12 protein-coding genes are annotated in these 14,718 nt (G+C 34.5%); 4 read left to right on the top strand and 8 right to left on the bottom strand.

Annotated features, from left to right (window positions below; translation table 11 throughout):
- Window positions 1-15: 15 nt before the first annotated feature.
- From K345_RS0111450 to K345_RS0111435, 4 genes are all read right to left on the bottom strand, one after another.
- On the bottom strand, window positions 16-699 hold the full coding sequence (locus K345_RS0111450) for a TetR/AcrR family transcriptional regulator (RefSeq protein WP_028974259.1): 684 nt from the start codon (window positions 697-699) through the stop codon (window positions 16-18).
- Window positions 700-842: 143 nt separating this feature from the next.
- Window positions 843-1,328, bottom strand: coding sequence for a DUF2391 family protein (locus K345_RS0111445; RefSeq protein ID WP_028974258.1), 486 nt, complete (start codon window positions 1,326-1,328; stop codon window positions 843-845).
- Window position 1,329: 1 nt separating this feature from the next.
- A complete protein-coding gene (locus K345_RS0111440; RefSeq protein ID WP_028974257.1) occupies window positions 1,330-2,766 on the bottom strand; it encodes a mechanosensitive ion channel family protein in 1,437 nt (478 codons plus the stop codon).
- Window positions 2,767-2,825: 59 nt separating this feature from the next.
- Entirely contained in the window at window positions 2,826-3,626 is an 801-nt protein-coding gene (locus K345_RS0111435) for an alpha/beta fold hydrolase (RefSeq protein ID WP_028974256.1), read from the bottom strand.
- A 174-nt stretch (window positions 3,627-3,800) separates the two neighbouring features.
- Between K345_RS0111435 and K345_RS0111430 the strand changes: the two genes are divergently transcribed.
- Window positions 3,801-4,577, top strand: coding sequence for a hypothetical protein (locus K345_RS0111430; protein ID WP_028974255.1), 777 nt, complete (start codon window positions 3,801-3,803; stop codon window positions 4,575-4,577).
- Between the two features lie 99 nt (window positions 4,578-4,676).
- Here K345_RS0111430 and K345_RS0111425 read toward each other — a convergent pair whose 3' ends face one another.
- From K345_RS0111425 to K345_RS0111410, 4 genes are all read right to left on the bottom strand, one after another.
- Window positions 4,677-5,213, bottom strand: a complete 537-nt coding sequence (locus K345_RS0111425; RefSeq protein WP_211227882.1) for a hypothetical protein — start codon at window positions 5,211-5,213, stop codon at window positions 4,677-4,679.
- A 276-nt stretch (window positions 5,214-5,489) separates the two neighbouring features.
- Window positions 5,490-7,565: a methyl-accepting chemotaxis protein gene (locus tag K345_RS0111420; protein ID WP_028974253.1), complete on the bottom strand. Its 2,076-nt coding sequence runs from the start codon at window positions 7,563-7,565 to the stop codon at window positions 5,490-5,492.
- Window positions 7,566-7,913: 348 nt separating this feature from the next.
- Window positions 7,914-9,110 (bottom strand): threonine--tRNA ligase, encoded by a 1,197-nt coding sequence (gene thrS / locus K345_RS20860; protein ID WP_053228252.1) that lies wholly within the window; start codon window positions 9,108-9,110, stop codon window positions 7,914-7,916.
- A 194-nt stretch (window positions 9,111-9,304) separates the two neighbouring features.
- Window positions 9,305-11,116 (bottom strand): hypothetical protein, encoded by a 1,812-nt coding sequence (locus tag K345_RS0111410; protein ID WP_028974252.1) that lies wholly within the window; start codon window positions 11,114-11,116, stop codon window positions 9,305-9,307.
- A gap of 129 nt (window positions 11,117-11,245) precedes the next feature.
- Between K345_RS0111410 and dctP the strand changes: the two genes are divergently transcribed.
- The 3 genes from dctP to K345_RS0111395 all read left to right on the top strand — a co-directional run bounded on the left by dctP (window position 11,246) and on the right by K345_RS0111395 (window position 14,713).
- A complete protein-coding gene (gene dctP, locus K345_RS0111405) occupies window positions 11,246-12,247 on the top strand; it encodes a TRAP transporter substrate-binding protein DctP (protein WP_245584624.1) in 1,002 nt (333 codons plus the stop codon).
- Between the two features lie 3 nt (window positions 12,248-12,250).
- Window positions 12,251-13,774: a sensor histidine kinase gene (locus K345_RS0111400; protein WP_028974250.1), complete on the top strand. Its 1,524-nt coding sequence runs from the start codon at window positions 12,251-12,253 to the stop codon at window positions 13,772-13,774.
- A gap of 63 nt (window positions 13,775-13,837) precedes the next feature.
- Complete coding sequence (locus K345_RS0111395; RefSeq protein ID WP_028974249.1) at window positions 13,838-14,713, top strand: LysR family transcriptional regulator; 876 nt, start codon at window positions 13,838-13,840, stop codon at window positions 14,711-14,713.
- Window positions 14,714-14,718: the final 5 nt, after the last annotated feature.

Below are 14,718 nucleotides of genomic sequence, written 5' to 3'. Positions count from 1 at the left end.
TTTCTGTAAAAACATTTAGACCATATCAATATCAATAAGATTTAATTCTGATCGGTCTACGTTATCTGGGACAATCCCACGAAGAAAAATCATAAAGATGGATCTTATTTCCATGATAACTTTTTTTATTTTGTCCTCATCTGATTTTGGCAATCTTTGAACAATGTCAAGAATAGCTCCATGAACAATGAGGACAGCCTTTGCTATACCCTCTGCATTGACTCCTTTTTCTATGGTTCCATCCTTGTGTCCGGACTCAATTACTTCCACTAAGAACTCATATAGTAGGTAGAGAGGAGATGATTTTGATTGGTTATTTTGGGGTAGTACTACAGGGAAAGTTGGATCCATATAATTCTTTATACCTGCAATTAATAGGATATCATCTGATGTCCCATAAAACTGAAGATATGCTTCCCATATTACCATCAATTTTTGTAGTCCGGTCATTACCTCCTTGGTATGTTCTTTGACATAGATCAAGAAGCGATTACCTGCTGTTAAGAATAAGGATTCGAGAATCTCATCTTTACTTTTAAAGTATATATATAATGTTCCTTTACTCAAGGAGCATTTATTTGCAATATCCTTCATTGTGAGATCATCAAATCCTGTTTCCCGTATGAGTTGCATAGCTGCATCAAGAATCAGTTCGCGTTTAGCTTCGTGTTTCCTCGCTATTTTGTCAGCATCATGCATATCCTCTCCTTAAAAAATAACCAACGGTCATATTTTTGATATAGAAAATATAACCATCGGTCATTTTTTGGTCAATAGATATTTTATATTTAAATATTAAAAAAAATGAAAAGTCTATTTATGTCTATTAAAGGGGATTTGTATTACTTTAAACTATCTGTAACAGTTGCACTCATAGAACTGGCAAAGCCAATTATAACTATTCTTTTGATAGCTATTTGTGGTGCTGTTAAGAAGGGCGCCTTATCAATGAGAAGCAAAATTATTGTAACAACTGTTAAGGATCCAAGGTAGATTAAGCAGATTCTAATTAAAAAATGCGGGATATAGTTACGTAAATGAAAACGGTACATATTGAAGTAAACATATAATCCAAGGATTGTTATTGTAGTAATACCAATCCATACAACACGTGTCATGGACAAATCTTTTCCTAGATCCCAAACCTCACCTGTAAAAGCTAATGGGATAGCCAATATAGCCGCCCCCATTAGTATTTGAAAGAAATCCCGAGGTTTAAACTCCCAGCCTATGGGCTGAAGCGTATAGTTAATTTTGTTTTGATCTCCTTCGATTTGTATAATTCTGTGGAGATAACCATCAATACGTTTTGTTTTAACTTCCTTCATTTCATTCCTTGCCTTGAATTATATTTGTAGTCGTCGGATAGGCGAATTCAATCTCTAAATCTTCGAAAATACTCACAATTTTCATATTTATCATTTCACAAAAATTCATAAAGTCCCAATAAACTGGTGGGCTATACCAGAAAAGTACTCTAATATTCAGAGCATCTTTGCCTAATTCATTAAAATAGACACGAGGGGGAAACTCTTCTATCATCCCTTCATGATTGTCCATAAGTTCTCTTAGTCTTGTTAGTAGAAGATTGATTTTGGACATAGGAGTGTTGTAGGGAACTTTAAGGTCAATAAGTTTGCGTATTGTCTCTCTTTTTCCGACATTCTCTATTGATACTGAGGCCACTTTTTCATTGGGTATAACGACTAAGTTCCCATCCATTGTTCTCAGACGAGTACTACGAAAGCCTATGTTCTCAATAATACCATCATAGTCTTCAATGAGTATTCTTTCTCCTAATTTAAAAGGTTTATCTGCAAATATCATGAAGCTACCGAATATATTTTTTAGAACGTCCTGCACTCCAAAGGCAATAGCAATACCACCAATTCCCAAGCCTGCTAGGAGTGAGTTTAAATTTTTACCTGTAATCTGTTGGATGACAATAAAAGTGGTAAGCAAGATGAGGAAGATTCTAAGGCTAAATCTGATGATCTCAACTTGAGTTCTGTCAAAATCATTATCCTTTGACTCCGATAATTGGCTGAAGGAATGTCCAATATTTTCAGATAAACGATAAAAAAACAAAAAGAAAGATATTGTGAGTAATACACTAGAACCTGTTTTATATGTTGTGAATAGAAAAAAGCTCGAATCTAATAAAGGACTCATCCCATAAAAACTTAAAGCGATTAATAAGATCCGGACAGGACCAGAAAAGGCTGATAAAACAAGATTATTTAGTATCTTATTGCTCTTTCTTTGGAGTGTGTCTATTATCTTTCTGGTTTCAGATACACACCAGATGCTGTTAAAAAGAAGAATAAAGATATTAGCTATCAATATATAATTTGTGTATCGAATAGGTAATAAATTAGAATCACTTCTAAAGTAAGTCCAAACTAATATGGAAAGAGACAATATTATAAATAATGTCCTTAAGGCTAAAACAAGCGTATTAGGTTTATTCTTTTCGGAAGGATAGTTAACTTTAAAGGCATGGGTAATAGACCAAAGAGGGATTTGAATAATGATAGCCAGTACTAATTCAAAAATAAGTATGGACATTATATCAGTATCCTCAGGTAAACTACTGCTGATGATAATTCCTGTCAGTAATATTAAAACGACTCTAGAGAAGTATTTAAGAAAAATAGCCCTATCTTTCTTAACAAGTTTTTTTAATAATATTTCAATTAAAATAACTAGACCAATGAGGATAGCCAATCTGATGAGAAGCTCTTGATTTTCATAAAGCAATTTCATATTTCAAGTCTATAAGTAATTTATGAGGAGGACAATATATTTAGTAATTTCTCTAGTCGTTATTCATAGCTTGGAAGAAAGTCTCTAATAGCTTTCAAAATAACTTGTGGTTGGTCCCATTGCATAAGATGATTGGAGGAACTTACACCGGTAAAACTGGCAGAAGGAATCAGTTGAGCGAGTTCTCTACCTTTCTCAATGGGAATCCAATTGTCTTGTTCCGCCCATAATATATGAGTTGGAATATTGATGTTTGCTAGTCCTTCTCTGATATCATCAGTATATTTTTGATCCATTTGCGCAATCTGACGGTAAAAAGCTTTTTTGCCCTCTTCCCCTAGCCAAGGTTCTACAAGAATATCTAAATCCTCATCAGTAAATGGTTTGTATAGAGCGTCTCTAATATAAGCCTGGACCATTGCTTTATGAATGTAATTTGGTATTTGGTTGAAAACTTCTTCATGATGCTTTACATGCTTAACAAAAGGGGAACCCCAAGGAGATAAGGCCACTACATCAAAAAGCAACATTTTACTAATAGCTAGTTGGTTAATAATAATTGAGCGTAACAATGTAGCTCCTCCAAAGTCATGTGCAACAGCATAAGGTGATTGTAAATTCCAATACAGCATTAATTCAACGAAAGCTTTATTCTGTATATCTAATGAGACATTTCCTACTTTTTCTGATTGTCCATAACCCAGAAGATCGTAAATATATATTCTATAATAAGGTTTCAATTCCTTTAGTATCTCACTCCAGACCGCTGAAGAAAACGGGGTTCCATGCAGAAGGACAAGGTCTGGGCCTTCTCCCTGAATATCGTAATAAATCTTCCCATAAGTACTATCAAAAAACATAATTTAATGGTGAATAATTAAATAGATATTGTCAATGAAGACTTTATAGCTGATATCTGAATTATTAACATAATATTAATAAACTAATGAAAATATAACATATGTCTAAACTCTGATCTAAAATCATGGATCTTTTCTTACCTCTTACATAATATCCCCCTCCAGGAGTTCGTTATGAAAGAAAAATCTGAATTTAATAAAATTTTATTTTGGTATGGTATTTCTGCCATATTTTACGTTTTTGTTGTTGTATTTGCGTTTAATCATCCCATTTTCTTCAGTAATTTAACAAATGAAGATGGGCTAATTGAAACTACTGGTACTATTGGTTTTCTATTAGCATCTATTTTGTTTACAGTTTTTACAATTAAATCAAAAGAGCTAAGGGAGCAAAAAAAAGGTGCCTATTTTTTTATAATATGCTGGGCTTTAGTTGCATTTATAGCCTTTGGTGAAGAAATTAGTTGGGGACAGAGAATCTTTAATGTTCAACTTCCTGAACAATATCAGGTAAAGGAATTTCGTCATTTTGAAGGCCCTATGCAAAATGTTCAAAATGAAACTAACATACACAATATGGGTTTTTTTGAATCTAGCTTCATCGCCAAAAGATTCCAGTCTTTGTTACAAATGTTGCCTTTCTTTCTGCTTCCCTTATTAACTCTTATTAAAAAGGTACGAGTATTCTTCCATAAAATCTATCTTCCTATTCCATCACTTCAACTAATCATGTGGGGTGCTGGTTCTTGGTTTATTGGAAAGACCTTTAGGTTTTTTCCTTCATTAATTGAGGGGACATTTGACTACAATCGATTCAACGAGTTCACAGAGGCAACTATTGGTATAAGTTTTATGTTATTCTCCATTGAATGTCTTATACACTCAACTGATTTTTTTAAGTATCGCTACAAAAAACAACAAGCTGTTGAATCTAAAGTATTAGTTAAATAAATTAGTAGCCTAGACTCAGCTCTTCATCTAAGAGCTGAGTTCTTGAGTGAATAACAAGAGCCACGCTTAAAAATAAAGAGTTTATGGCTCTGATCTTGCCTACATCTTTTCAATCCTCCATTGAGGAAGTGCTCTGTCTGCTTTTATTATAAAACCATCTTTGTCTAAAATCATCTTTAGCTTCTTTATTTTTGAATCTAAGGTATAAACTAAGTATTCATATTCGCTACTGGATATAGAAATGTCATTTGTGTGATGGGTTCCTTGTTTAGATGTGGATTCATTGGTAATCTGTAAATAAATGGTATCTGAATTAGTGTCATGATTAAATGTTACATCATCAATTGACATTCTTAGATGATTATCTTGTAGCCAATGTTGTTGTTGTGATTTTATATCCTGGATTATCTGACCTGGTGTACATACTTCCACTTTTATTTCTTTTTTATTCAGGGATAATCGAATCTTTCTAGCCTTAGGTTGGGATTCCATAATATAAGAATAGAAGCGGGCTGATTGTAATTTTAGTAATGTTTTTGAACTGCCAGGTAAGTTATTCAGAGCTTTTAATGGCTCACTATTTCTATAATCTTCATAATAGAATCCTTTTAAACCAAAAAATTTTCCTGTCCTCATTTTATAGAAATCACGACATATATATGTATCTTGTTCAAGATAGGGAGATGCGATATTAAGAAACTCTCTTACTAAGTAGTTCCTTGTTTTAATAATCACTTAACAATAACCTCATTAATAATTCTTTTGTACTTTTCTTATTAGATATATCTTTGGCCAGTCAATATATAGTTTTGTGGTTCTTATATCCAGTATTATGATTAAAAAAACTGTGAATATTTCTTATATTGCAATCAGAAGGGGAGGGAGAGATGTTTCTCTCCCTATAGGGGCGTGTTATTTTGTCACAAATTTAGAAACTTGATTATTTAAAGTTCCTACACTGTCGCTAGTTTGGTGCGTTAATTCTCTGACATATTCTACCGATTTATTTATTTGTACGGCACCAGTTGCCATTTCATTAATGCTGAGGCGGATTTCTTCTGTTACTTCTGTTAAGTGAGAGATTTCTTCAAGAACTTGCTTGGCTCCAACCAACATTTCTTTTGAGGAATCACGGACATCATCACTTTGACTTTGTATGGCTGTTAATGAGTGTAATACCTCTTTACTGCCTGTTACTTGCTCATCCATCGCTTGTTTGATGATACTTTCCTGTTCTACTGTTTTCTGACTCAAAAGATATACTGAATTAAACTTACCTTGTGTAGAATCCAAAGCAGAACCAATTTTATCTATGCTATCTTTAAGGGAAGTTAAGGCTTGACTAATTTTACTACCTTGGGATCCTGAATTTTCTGCTAATTTACGGATTTCTTCAGCTACAACAGCAAAACCTCTTCCTGTATTACCTGCATGAGCTGCTTCTATTGCTGCGTTCATAGCGAGTAAATTGGTTTGAGATGCGATATCCTGGATTATTGTACTTGCTTCTTCCAAACCTGCGGATTCTTTGATGATAAGTTGGAAAATATTGGAAAGTTCTCCAATAGATTGATAACCAGACTCAGATGCTGACTGCAATTCTTGCATAGAAGCAGCATTCGTTTGGAGACTCTGGTTAACAGAGTTGATATTTGCCGCCATTTGTTCTACGGCGGCAGAAGAATCTGATATGTTTTTTATCTGTTCATCAATACGATAGTCAAGGTGTTCAATTCCATCCCCTATGGCATCTAATGTTGCGTGCATTTCTTCAACACCTGCGGATTGATTAATAATACGTACATTTACACTTTCAATATTAGCGGTAATCTCATTAATTGCTGAGGCTGTTTCAGTCATATTGGAAGATAGATCTGTGTCAATATCTGCCAAGGATAGGGTCTCTTCTTTTATTTGTTTAACCATATCCTCGATACGTGTCATTGTCTTATTGACATAATCTGCCATTTGATCGATTTCATCAGATCCTTGTATAAGAAGTCGTTTTGTTAAATCCCCTTCCCCTTCTGACAAATCTTTGAGATTTAATACCATGGCTTGAACTCGTTTAACAATGGACCGCACAAGGACAAATTGAACTATTAACATCACGATAAGAATTAACGCCATAATGATACTCATAGTAATGGTTAATTCTTTTAGTGAGGCAAACATATCATTGTAAGTAACTCTTGTTATTAATTTCCAGCCTGTAATGGGAACAAGGTTATAGCCAGCGAGAATACGTTCATTCTCAAATTTGTAATCTATTATTCCTTCTTTCTGTGACATAATTTCTCTTCCGAAATCACTATCTGTTATGTTATCCTTGAGGATTGATGCACTATTACGGTGGGCTATCATAACTCCTTTATCATCAACCATATAGGCATACCCATCATCCCCAATTTGGATGGTATCAACTGCTGATTGAGTAAAATTACTTAATTTGATAGCTCCATAGATAATACCGATAATGTTATCACCATCTTTAAGTGGTGAGGCTATTACAAATACGGGTTTTTGGGATACCTTACTAACCAAAACCTTGGAGATAGCCAAATTCCCTTTGATAGCTTCCTTAAAGTAGTCTCTACTACTTAGATTTAATGATCCCACCTGACTTGCCTCACTATGGGCAATAGCTATTCCTTCTTTGTTAAGGATTCCCAATGTGTCAAAATCATTCATAATAACGGTTAAACGTTTTAACTTATTATTGATTTTGGCTAATTCTTGTGTTGATACCTTCGCTTCAAGGGGAATAATAAGATCATTCATCTGGGCTATTGTTTCAATATTAGCCCTTCGTTCTTCAAGCCATGTTTCTGCTTTATTCGTTGTTACATCCGTTAACTGCTTTAATTCCCTTTCATGTATTGTTTCAATTTCTTTTATAACACTTGTTACCATTGTTAAAAAGACAACCATAAGTCCTGCAATCATGACAATTGCTGTAGGGAGCAGAACTTTACCTCTAAGTTTCATAAAACCTCCATAGTCCTATTCGCTGAAATCTAAAACTTTTATTCTGCCTCTTGATTACATTTCATTAATGAATTGTGACTATTAGCTAAGAACTCTTTAGGCTATCCTAGAAGAGAGCATTTTTTTTAATTTATTTTGTCACTATACATTGTTAAATATCAATTTAATCAAATTTGAACATTTTGGAAACCTGTTAATTTAGGACATCTTTAGTTTTCTAAGATGGGACTTTTTTCTATGGTTTTGTTCATTGGCTTACATGAAGTCCCTATTCTATAGTCAATATTTAGATGTCCTAACTTCTAAGTTGAGATTTTATTAATAGGATCTGATCCACATATAATTAATTCAGTATTGATTCTTTAACATCTGTTTGAACTGATCTAAAGTTATTTGGGTAGAATCCTTCTGTCCTCTTTTTCTTACATTAATTGTCTTTGTTGCTATTTCTTTCTCACCAATAATGATCAGATAGGGAGTACGTATTTTTACTGCTTCGCGTATGCGTTTACCCAAGGTCTCGGTTCTCTTATCTATTTCAACTCGAAATTTACTATCAGTTAAAAAATCCTGTACTTTAAGTGCATAATCAAGGTGCTTATCATTCACAGGTATTATCATTATCTGTGTAGGCATTAACCAAAAGGGGAGGGCACCTTGATGAATTTCCAATAAATGGGCTAATGTCCGCTCATAACACCCAATGCTGGATCTATGGATTATATACGGATGCTCTTCTTTGTTGTTTTCATCAGTGTAGGTCATTCCGAAACGTTCTGCTAGTGCAAAGTCTAGTTGTAATGTAAAAAGAGTTTCTTCGCGCCCTTCAGCATCTTTCATTTGGATATCCAGTTTAGGCCCATAAAATGCGGCTTCTCCTTTTCCATCAGAATAGGAAATATTATGTTTTACCAAAAAGGATTTTAGTAAGGACTCAGATTTTTCCCAAGCTGAGTCATTTTCTATATATTTGTTTTTCTTTTGAGGATCTCTTGTTGAGAATCTAAACCAGAAGTTTTTAAAGTCTAGTTTAGCCATTATGGTATTAATAATATCCAGGCAATTAAGAAATTCTTTTTCAATTTGGTCAAATCTGCAGATAATATGTCCATCAGATAAAGTGAATTGCCTAATCCTATTTAGTCCATGAATAGATCCTGTAGGTTCATTTCTAAATAAAGTAGAAGTTTCGGAATAACGAATAGGCAGTTCTTTATAACTATGTTTTTTTCTAAGATATAATTGGAATTGAAAAGGACATGTCATAGGCCTCAAAGCATAATAGTCTTCTGGACCGGCTTCCAGTACAAACATGTCTTCTTTATACAGGTCCCAGTGTCCTGATATCTCATACAGGTTTTTACTTGCCATTAAGGGAGTACTAGTCAAGAGATAGCCATTCTTTTCCTCTAGTTCTTCTACCAATTTAATCATGCTTCTCTTAATACAATTACCTTTTTCTGTTAGTAATGGCAAACCTTTACCTACAGTTGGTGATTGTATAAAGAGGTCTAGTTCCTTCCCTAATTGTAAATGGTTTTTCATAATAATGCTCCTTATTGTCACGCACAACAAGGTTATAGGTCAGGACCTAAAAAAACCCCGCTATGCGGGGTTTTCGTATATATTTGTACGACCTCTAGCCCGCAATGGGTATAGTTAGAGTTGTCGTAGTCGTTGTAAAATTTATATTAATGTAATTCATATTCTAGCGATGTTAATGACTTTTTTCTTATTAATCAAGAGTCTTGCCTTTTAATTTCATTTAAGACGGGAACGACAATAGGTTCCGGGATATCAAAATCAGATGTCCAGCTTTGTTGTTCCTGATTCATCTGTTCTTCTAGAAAAGTCATATCTCCATCATAGTTTTCTATAAGATAGGGGATATCCTCTTTTGTTAGCTTTAAGCGATCATATTCAATGAGTCTACTTATAACGCTATGTATTGCCTGTTGGCGTGAATATTTTATACCTGAGATTAATGATAATCCCCAAGGTTGCCTCATGGATATACTGGTGTCACGGAAAATATAATTTAAGTACGCTGACCGTGTATCTTCAATAGTTCGTTGTGTTCTGGGTGGGCTTAAGGGAATATATTTATCTATAATCAAAAGTAAATCTACGGCTAGTTCTTTTTGATCATTTACTTTGACCTCTGCTGTTTCATGTTCTAATGTGAATTCTTCCAGTTTTTGTTCGAAAAGTTGAACCATAGGTATTATCTGCTTTTGGTGCAGACCTATGGATTTTTCTGTTAGGTATACTCCCTTTCCTTTATTCTTTTTATGCATCAGATGTAGTTTTGAAAGGGGGTGTTCACTACGATCCATTTCCTGAAGCATCTTTACATAATTAATCCATGTAGTCTGGAATTTTTTATGTGCCTGTTTTGTTTTTAAACCTGCTCGACGAAGTCTCTGATATATATCTAAATCTGCTCTTAACTTTGAAGCTGAGTAGCTTTTATTATGGATATTTTCCTTGAGTGTTGCTACAATTTTCTCTTGAAGTATTTGGGATGATCTAATATTGGGCAGAGAGGCTATAACCTTATGAATACCCTTTATATGAGTATTCTTTGCACTTTCTCGGTACAGTCGTTCTGCCAGTATTCTTAAGTAACTATTGCGTTTATATATGGCTGATCCATACTCTCTTCTTGCTATCTCCAATCTCTTCGCTGCGATTGTATAGGCTTTGTGCCCGATATAATGGGCATGAAAGTAAGGATATTGTCTACTGCATATAAGCTCAAAGGCCAAGATACACACTTCTTCAGAATCTGAAAGCGTCATTAAATTTAAATCATCATTCTCAGCTGCCGATAAGACCCTGGAAATAAACCCTCTGGTTCTCATTCTTCCAACATTTTTATCCGGTCCTACACCATTTACTCTGTTCAATATTAAGCGTGTCACTTCTTCGGAGGATGCTTTTATTTGCTCCATGTGTGGTTCCAGCAGGATTTTTATCCGTTCTCTCTTTTCTTTTGCTCTAGATAAGAGTCCATTTTGACGATAAGTCTCGGCATGGGCCATAATCTCTGATATTTCTAGATCATTTGTTAGATCGTACATAGCTGTTGCTAAGGCATAGGCATCTGCATCAGGATTCTCCAACAGGTATTTTGCCCCTAATATGTTACGGCCCTTTTCATCAAGATTTGTCAATTGCAAATCCCTGATTTCTGCAATTCTTTTGGGCAGAAGGTTAAAAACCCTTTCCAGGGAATTTCTTTCTTCCTCTCTACTATCCCCTGCTGTCATGTTGTAAATAAACTTAGAGATTAAAGCAAATATACCTGCAATGACAGTATATCCAGCAAAATATATAAATACTTCTGGAGATGCAGTCTTGCCATAAGCTACATAATACCCCCCTTGTAATCCCAGGTAGGTAACAGGTCCAGCTGTCCATGCTATTTGCATAAAAGCAGTTCCCCATTTTTCTTTTCTAGCAGCACCATATACCTTTTTTAATATAGTATCAGCGAGTTTCTCAGCAGATTGGATTGATGTGTGATGATGATTTGAATACCTAGGCATATTAATTATGTTAACATTTAATTAGTCTGTTGTCTGTGGGGGGAAAACAATCTTTTACTGAAGTAGACTTGTATTTACATATCACAGTCATTAGGATTAGTTGATAGATAAGGGAAATGGAGTTATTTTATGGATTTTTTTATGGACTTATCTAAAAAGAAAACCATTATCTTACTATCTCTCTTCCTGCTTTTGTTGAGCAGTGCCTACAATCAGAGACAGATTCTATTTCGTATATCTGTCGAAAATACTCAAAACCATGTACAAACCAAAGGTGTTGCACTATTTGCCCAGGAAATATCTGACATATTAGGACCAGAATATAAGGTCCAATTTTATGATTCTGCTCAACTATTCAGAGATCAGGAAGTGATAACTGCATTAGCTCGTGGCAGTTTGGAAATGGCCGTTCCTGGTACATGGCAACTCGATCGTTATGTTCCCGATATCAGTTATTTCCTCCTTCCTCAGTTCTGGGGTAAAAATAGTAAAGATTATGATGAGTTTTTGGAGAGTGATAAAGGTCAGTTGTTACTGAATAAGATTGAGGGTAATCTGGGAGTTATTGTTCCTGGTCTTTGGATGGATTTAGGCCCAGCTCATATCTTTACAACAAGAAAACAAATAAAGAGTTTTAAAGACTTGAAAGGGTTAAAGATTCGAGTAGCAGGAGGAGAAGCCAACAGATTACGAATTAATGCCCTGGGTGCTCAAGGCGTAATCATTGCTTGGCCTGATCTGATTCCCCGTATAAAGGATCATTCCATCGATGGGATATTAACCACCTTTGAAACCATTAACAGTGCAAATCTGTGGGAAGGAGGCATTAAATATGCCTTTACCGATTATGAATACTTTGCCCAATATGTCCCTATTGTTTCTGTTAAGTTTTGGAAAAAATTAAGTACACAACAGAAAAATGAGTTTGTTAGTACTTGGAATAAAATCGTTTTGGAACAAAGAAAGCAAGCACAATTGGCTCAAATAGAAGCTATAAATAGTGCTCAATCACATGGCATAATTGTAACAGCTCCCCAAAAAGATGACTTAAATCAGACTCAAAAGGAAGTACGTAATTTAGAAGGTCAATTTATAAAGCAACTTTCCATTGGAGCCTATCTGCAGGAGTAAAACTTGGTAAACAAAATGCGGTACCTGTTGACCCTTATGTTAACTGTGACAACAATTATAATTGTTTCTTTGTCTATCAAGAACCTGTGGTCAGCATTGGAAAGAAAGACAAATGCCGACATGGAACATCTTCTCCAGCTAATGAGCTCCCAAATAAATAATAGTTTACTTACTGCTGATAGTTTTCTTCGTTATTTAGTCTATATGAATAATCAAAGTCTCACTGATCAAGGTCTGGAATTTCTTAGACAAGAGCTAATACTTCATCCAGAGATATCCTATCTCAAAGTTTTTAATGGCACAGGTCAAGTATTGTGGAAGAGTGTCTTTTCTCCTGATAGTAATGAAGTTTACACTTTGCTAAGCCAGTACCATAGTAATAACCAGGTGGATTTTGTTTTACTTCAGGGAAACCATGATGTCGATAATTATATTCATTTGAGTCGTGTTATATTTGATGAACAAGGATATATCAAATATCTATTCGAAATAGGTCTTAATGACCAAAGTCTTTTTCCTTCACCGGAAGATCCATCAATGTCCAATATATTCAATATCAGTTTATGGGATGCTAAGTTTAGTCTTTTATTAGAGCGTAATTATAAGCAAACAAAATCTTTTGCAGATATAGAGATATACAATGGGGAGGAAAAGGTAGCTTCTTCATTAACAGGTGGTACTCATATTCGATCATTCAAAAAATACACACAAGGGATTCAACAGCTAAATGCTTTTCCTTTGTATTTTACTATGGTGATGGATCGAAATCCGGATATAAGAAATTTTCAAAAGCAGTCTGGACTTCTTATAGGTCTGTTCCTTACCTTCAGTGCTATCACCTGGGTTTTGAGTTTTATGTATCAACAACAAAAATACAACAAATCTTTAGGTATTCAAAATGATAATCTTCAAGAATTAAATAAAAAACTCGAAAAGACCAGTAAAGAAAGAAAGTTGTTAATTCAAGAAATTCATCACCGTGTAAAGAACAATCTGGCTCTTATTAATCACATTATAAGTTTAATTACTGATGAAGGTGGTCCTTATACAGAGCAGACATTAAAAGATTTGAGTGCTCGTATCATTGCCATTCAAAATGTCCATGATACTTTGTATAAAAGTAGTGATTTATCTCAGATTGAGATTCCTCAATACTTAACGGAAATCACAACAATGATATTGTCCTCAGTCTGCCAATTCCCTGTTGCAGTTGAGAATAATATGAATAAATTTACATTACCTGCCAAAAGAGTAATCCCTTTGGGCATATTGACTGCGGAAATAATCACAAATGCTATTAAATATGGCCTGTTACCTGGAGGAACAATATCTTTTAATGGAGGTTTTCAGGAACAGAATATGATACTTCTTCGAATATCAAACGATGGCAAACCCTATCAGGACGGTCACCGGGGATTAGGTTCTGATCTTATAGAGGCTCTGGTCTCACAACTAGAAGGGGATATGGAATTGGAAACAGGAGAAAAAACCACTTTTTCCATTCATTTTCCCAGAGATGATCAATAAACAGTTGACAGGTCCAACCAAAAGATTATGGCAAAAATAGGAAAATACTCATAGACTGTTAATGTGAATACGAAGGCTCTTCAATGTTTTATTAAGGTATATGAAAGAAAAAGCATAACTTCAGCAGCCAAAGAAATATTTATATCTCCTCAGGGTTTAAGCAAAGCTATAAAGCAGTTGGAGATAGAATTGGATACTGAATTATTCTATAGAGGGACTCAAGGTATGGAAGCAACTGAATCTGGAGAGTTACTCTATGCCCGTGCCCGTCATATTCTTTATTTAATGGAAGATATTCAAAAAGAAATCAGTTTGTTAAATGGTAGTCAAGGCGCTTTTCAAGTGATGATCTGTTATTCCATCAGCTCTCTGATTCCATTAAATAAAATATATGAGTTTACAAAGGAACAACCACATATTCAATTGAAAATAAAAGAGATACCCGATGATTATTCTTTAAATGAACTCGTTCAAGAAGAAGCAGATGTTGCCATTCTTCTTGGACATGAAGGCTTAGATAATTGTGAATATGAGCTTTTGTCTTCTGGAGAGATCGTTGTTGTGGTAGCTCTTGATCATCCTTTTGCCAAGCTTTCTGAAATCTCAATTGCAGATTTGGAAAATCAGAAAATAGCACTTAAAACTGTAGATTCAGATAAGAATCATAGTATTATAGACAAATGTCTTGAGCTAGGTTTCTCTCCTTCTATCATCCATGAGAGTGGAAACTTGGCCGCCATTCATGGTTTATGTGAAAGCCAGCACTTAGTAGGTATCTCTATAGATTTTGTAGAAAAGACCTTCCCTAATAAAAATTTAAAAGTTGTAAAATTAAAAGAAAAAATCCCCTTAAATGTATATTTTGTCACACGTGTGAGGGATATAAAGAATCAAGTTGAACAACAGTTCCTTAATTATATAAAGCAACAGGGTATATGAGCTAA

It is taken from the genome of Spirochaeta cellobiosiphila DSM 17781 (assembly GCF_000426705.1).
Lineage (GTDB): Bacteria > Spirochaetota > Spirochaetia > DSM-17781 > DSM-17781 > Spirochaeta_E > Spirochaeta_E cellobiosiphila.
This window is presented reverse-complemented; position numbering and strand designations above follow the sequence as displayed.

Excerpts from the sequence above, each read along its gene's own strand:
- K345_RS0111450 (WP_028974259.1), bottom strand. The coding sequence starts at position 699 with ATGCATGATGCTGACAAAATAGCGAGGAAACACGAAGCTAAACGCGAA.
- K345_RS0111445 (WP_028974258.1), bottom strand. The coding sequence starts at position 1,328 with ATGAAGGAAGTTAAAACAAAACGTATTGATGGTTATCTCCACAGAATT.
- K345_RS0111440 (WP_028974257.1), bottom strand. The coding sequence starts at position 2,766 with ATGAAATTGCTTTATGAAAATCAAGAGCTTCTCATCAGATTGGCTATC.
- K345_RS0111435 (WP_028974256.1), bottom strand. The coding sequence starts at position 3,626 with ATGTTTTTTGATAGTACTTATGGGAAGATTTATTACGATATTCAGGGA.
- K345_RS0111430 (WP_028974255.1), top strand. The coding sequence starts at position 3,801 with ATGAAAGAAAAATCTGAATTTAATAAAATTTTATTTTGGTATGGTATT.
- K345_RS0111425 (WP_211227882.1), bottom strand. The coding sequence starts at position 5,213 with ATGAGGACAGGAAAATTTTTTGGTTTAAAAGGATTCTATTATGAAGAT.
- K345_RS0111420 (WP_028974253.1), bottom strand. The coding sequence starts at position 7,565 with ATGAAACTTAGAGGTAAAGTTCTGCTCCCTACAGCAATTGTCATGATT.
- thrS (WP_053228252.1), bottom strand. The coding sequence starts at position 9,110 with ATGAAAAACCATTTACAATTAGGGAAGGAACTAGACCTCTTTATACAA.
- K345_RS0111410 (WP_028974252.1), bottom strand. The coding sequence starts at position 11,116 with ATGCCTAGGTATTCAAATCATCATCACACATCAATCCAATCTGCTGAG.
- dctP (WP_245584624.1), top strand. The coding sequence starts at position 11,246 with ATGGATTTTTTTATGGACTTATCTAAAAAGAAAACCATTATCTTACTA.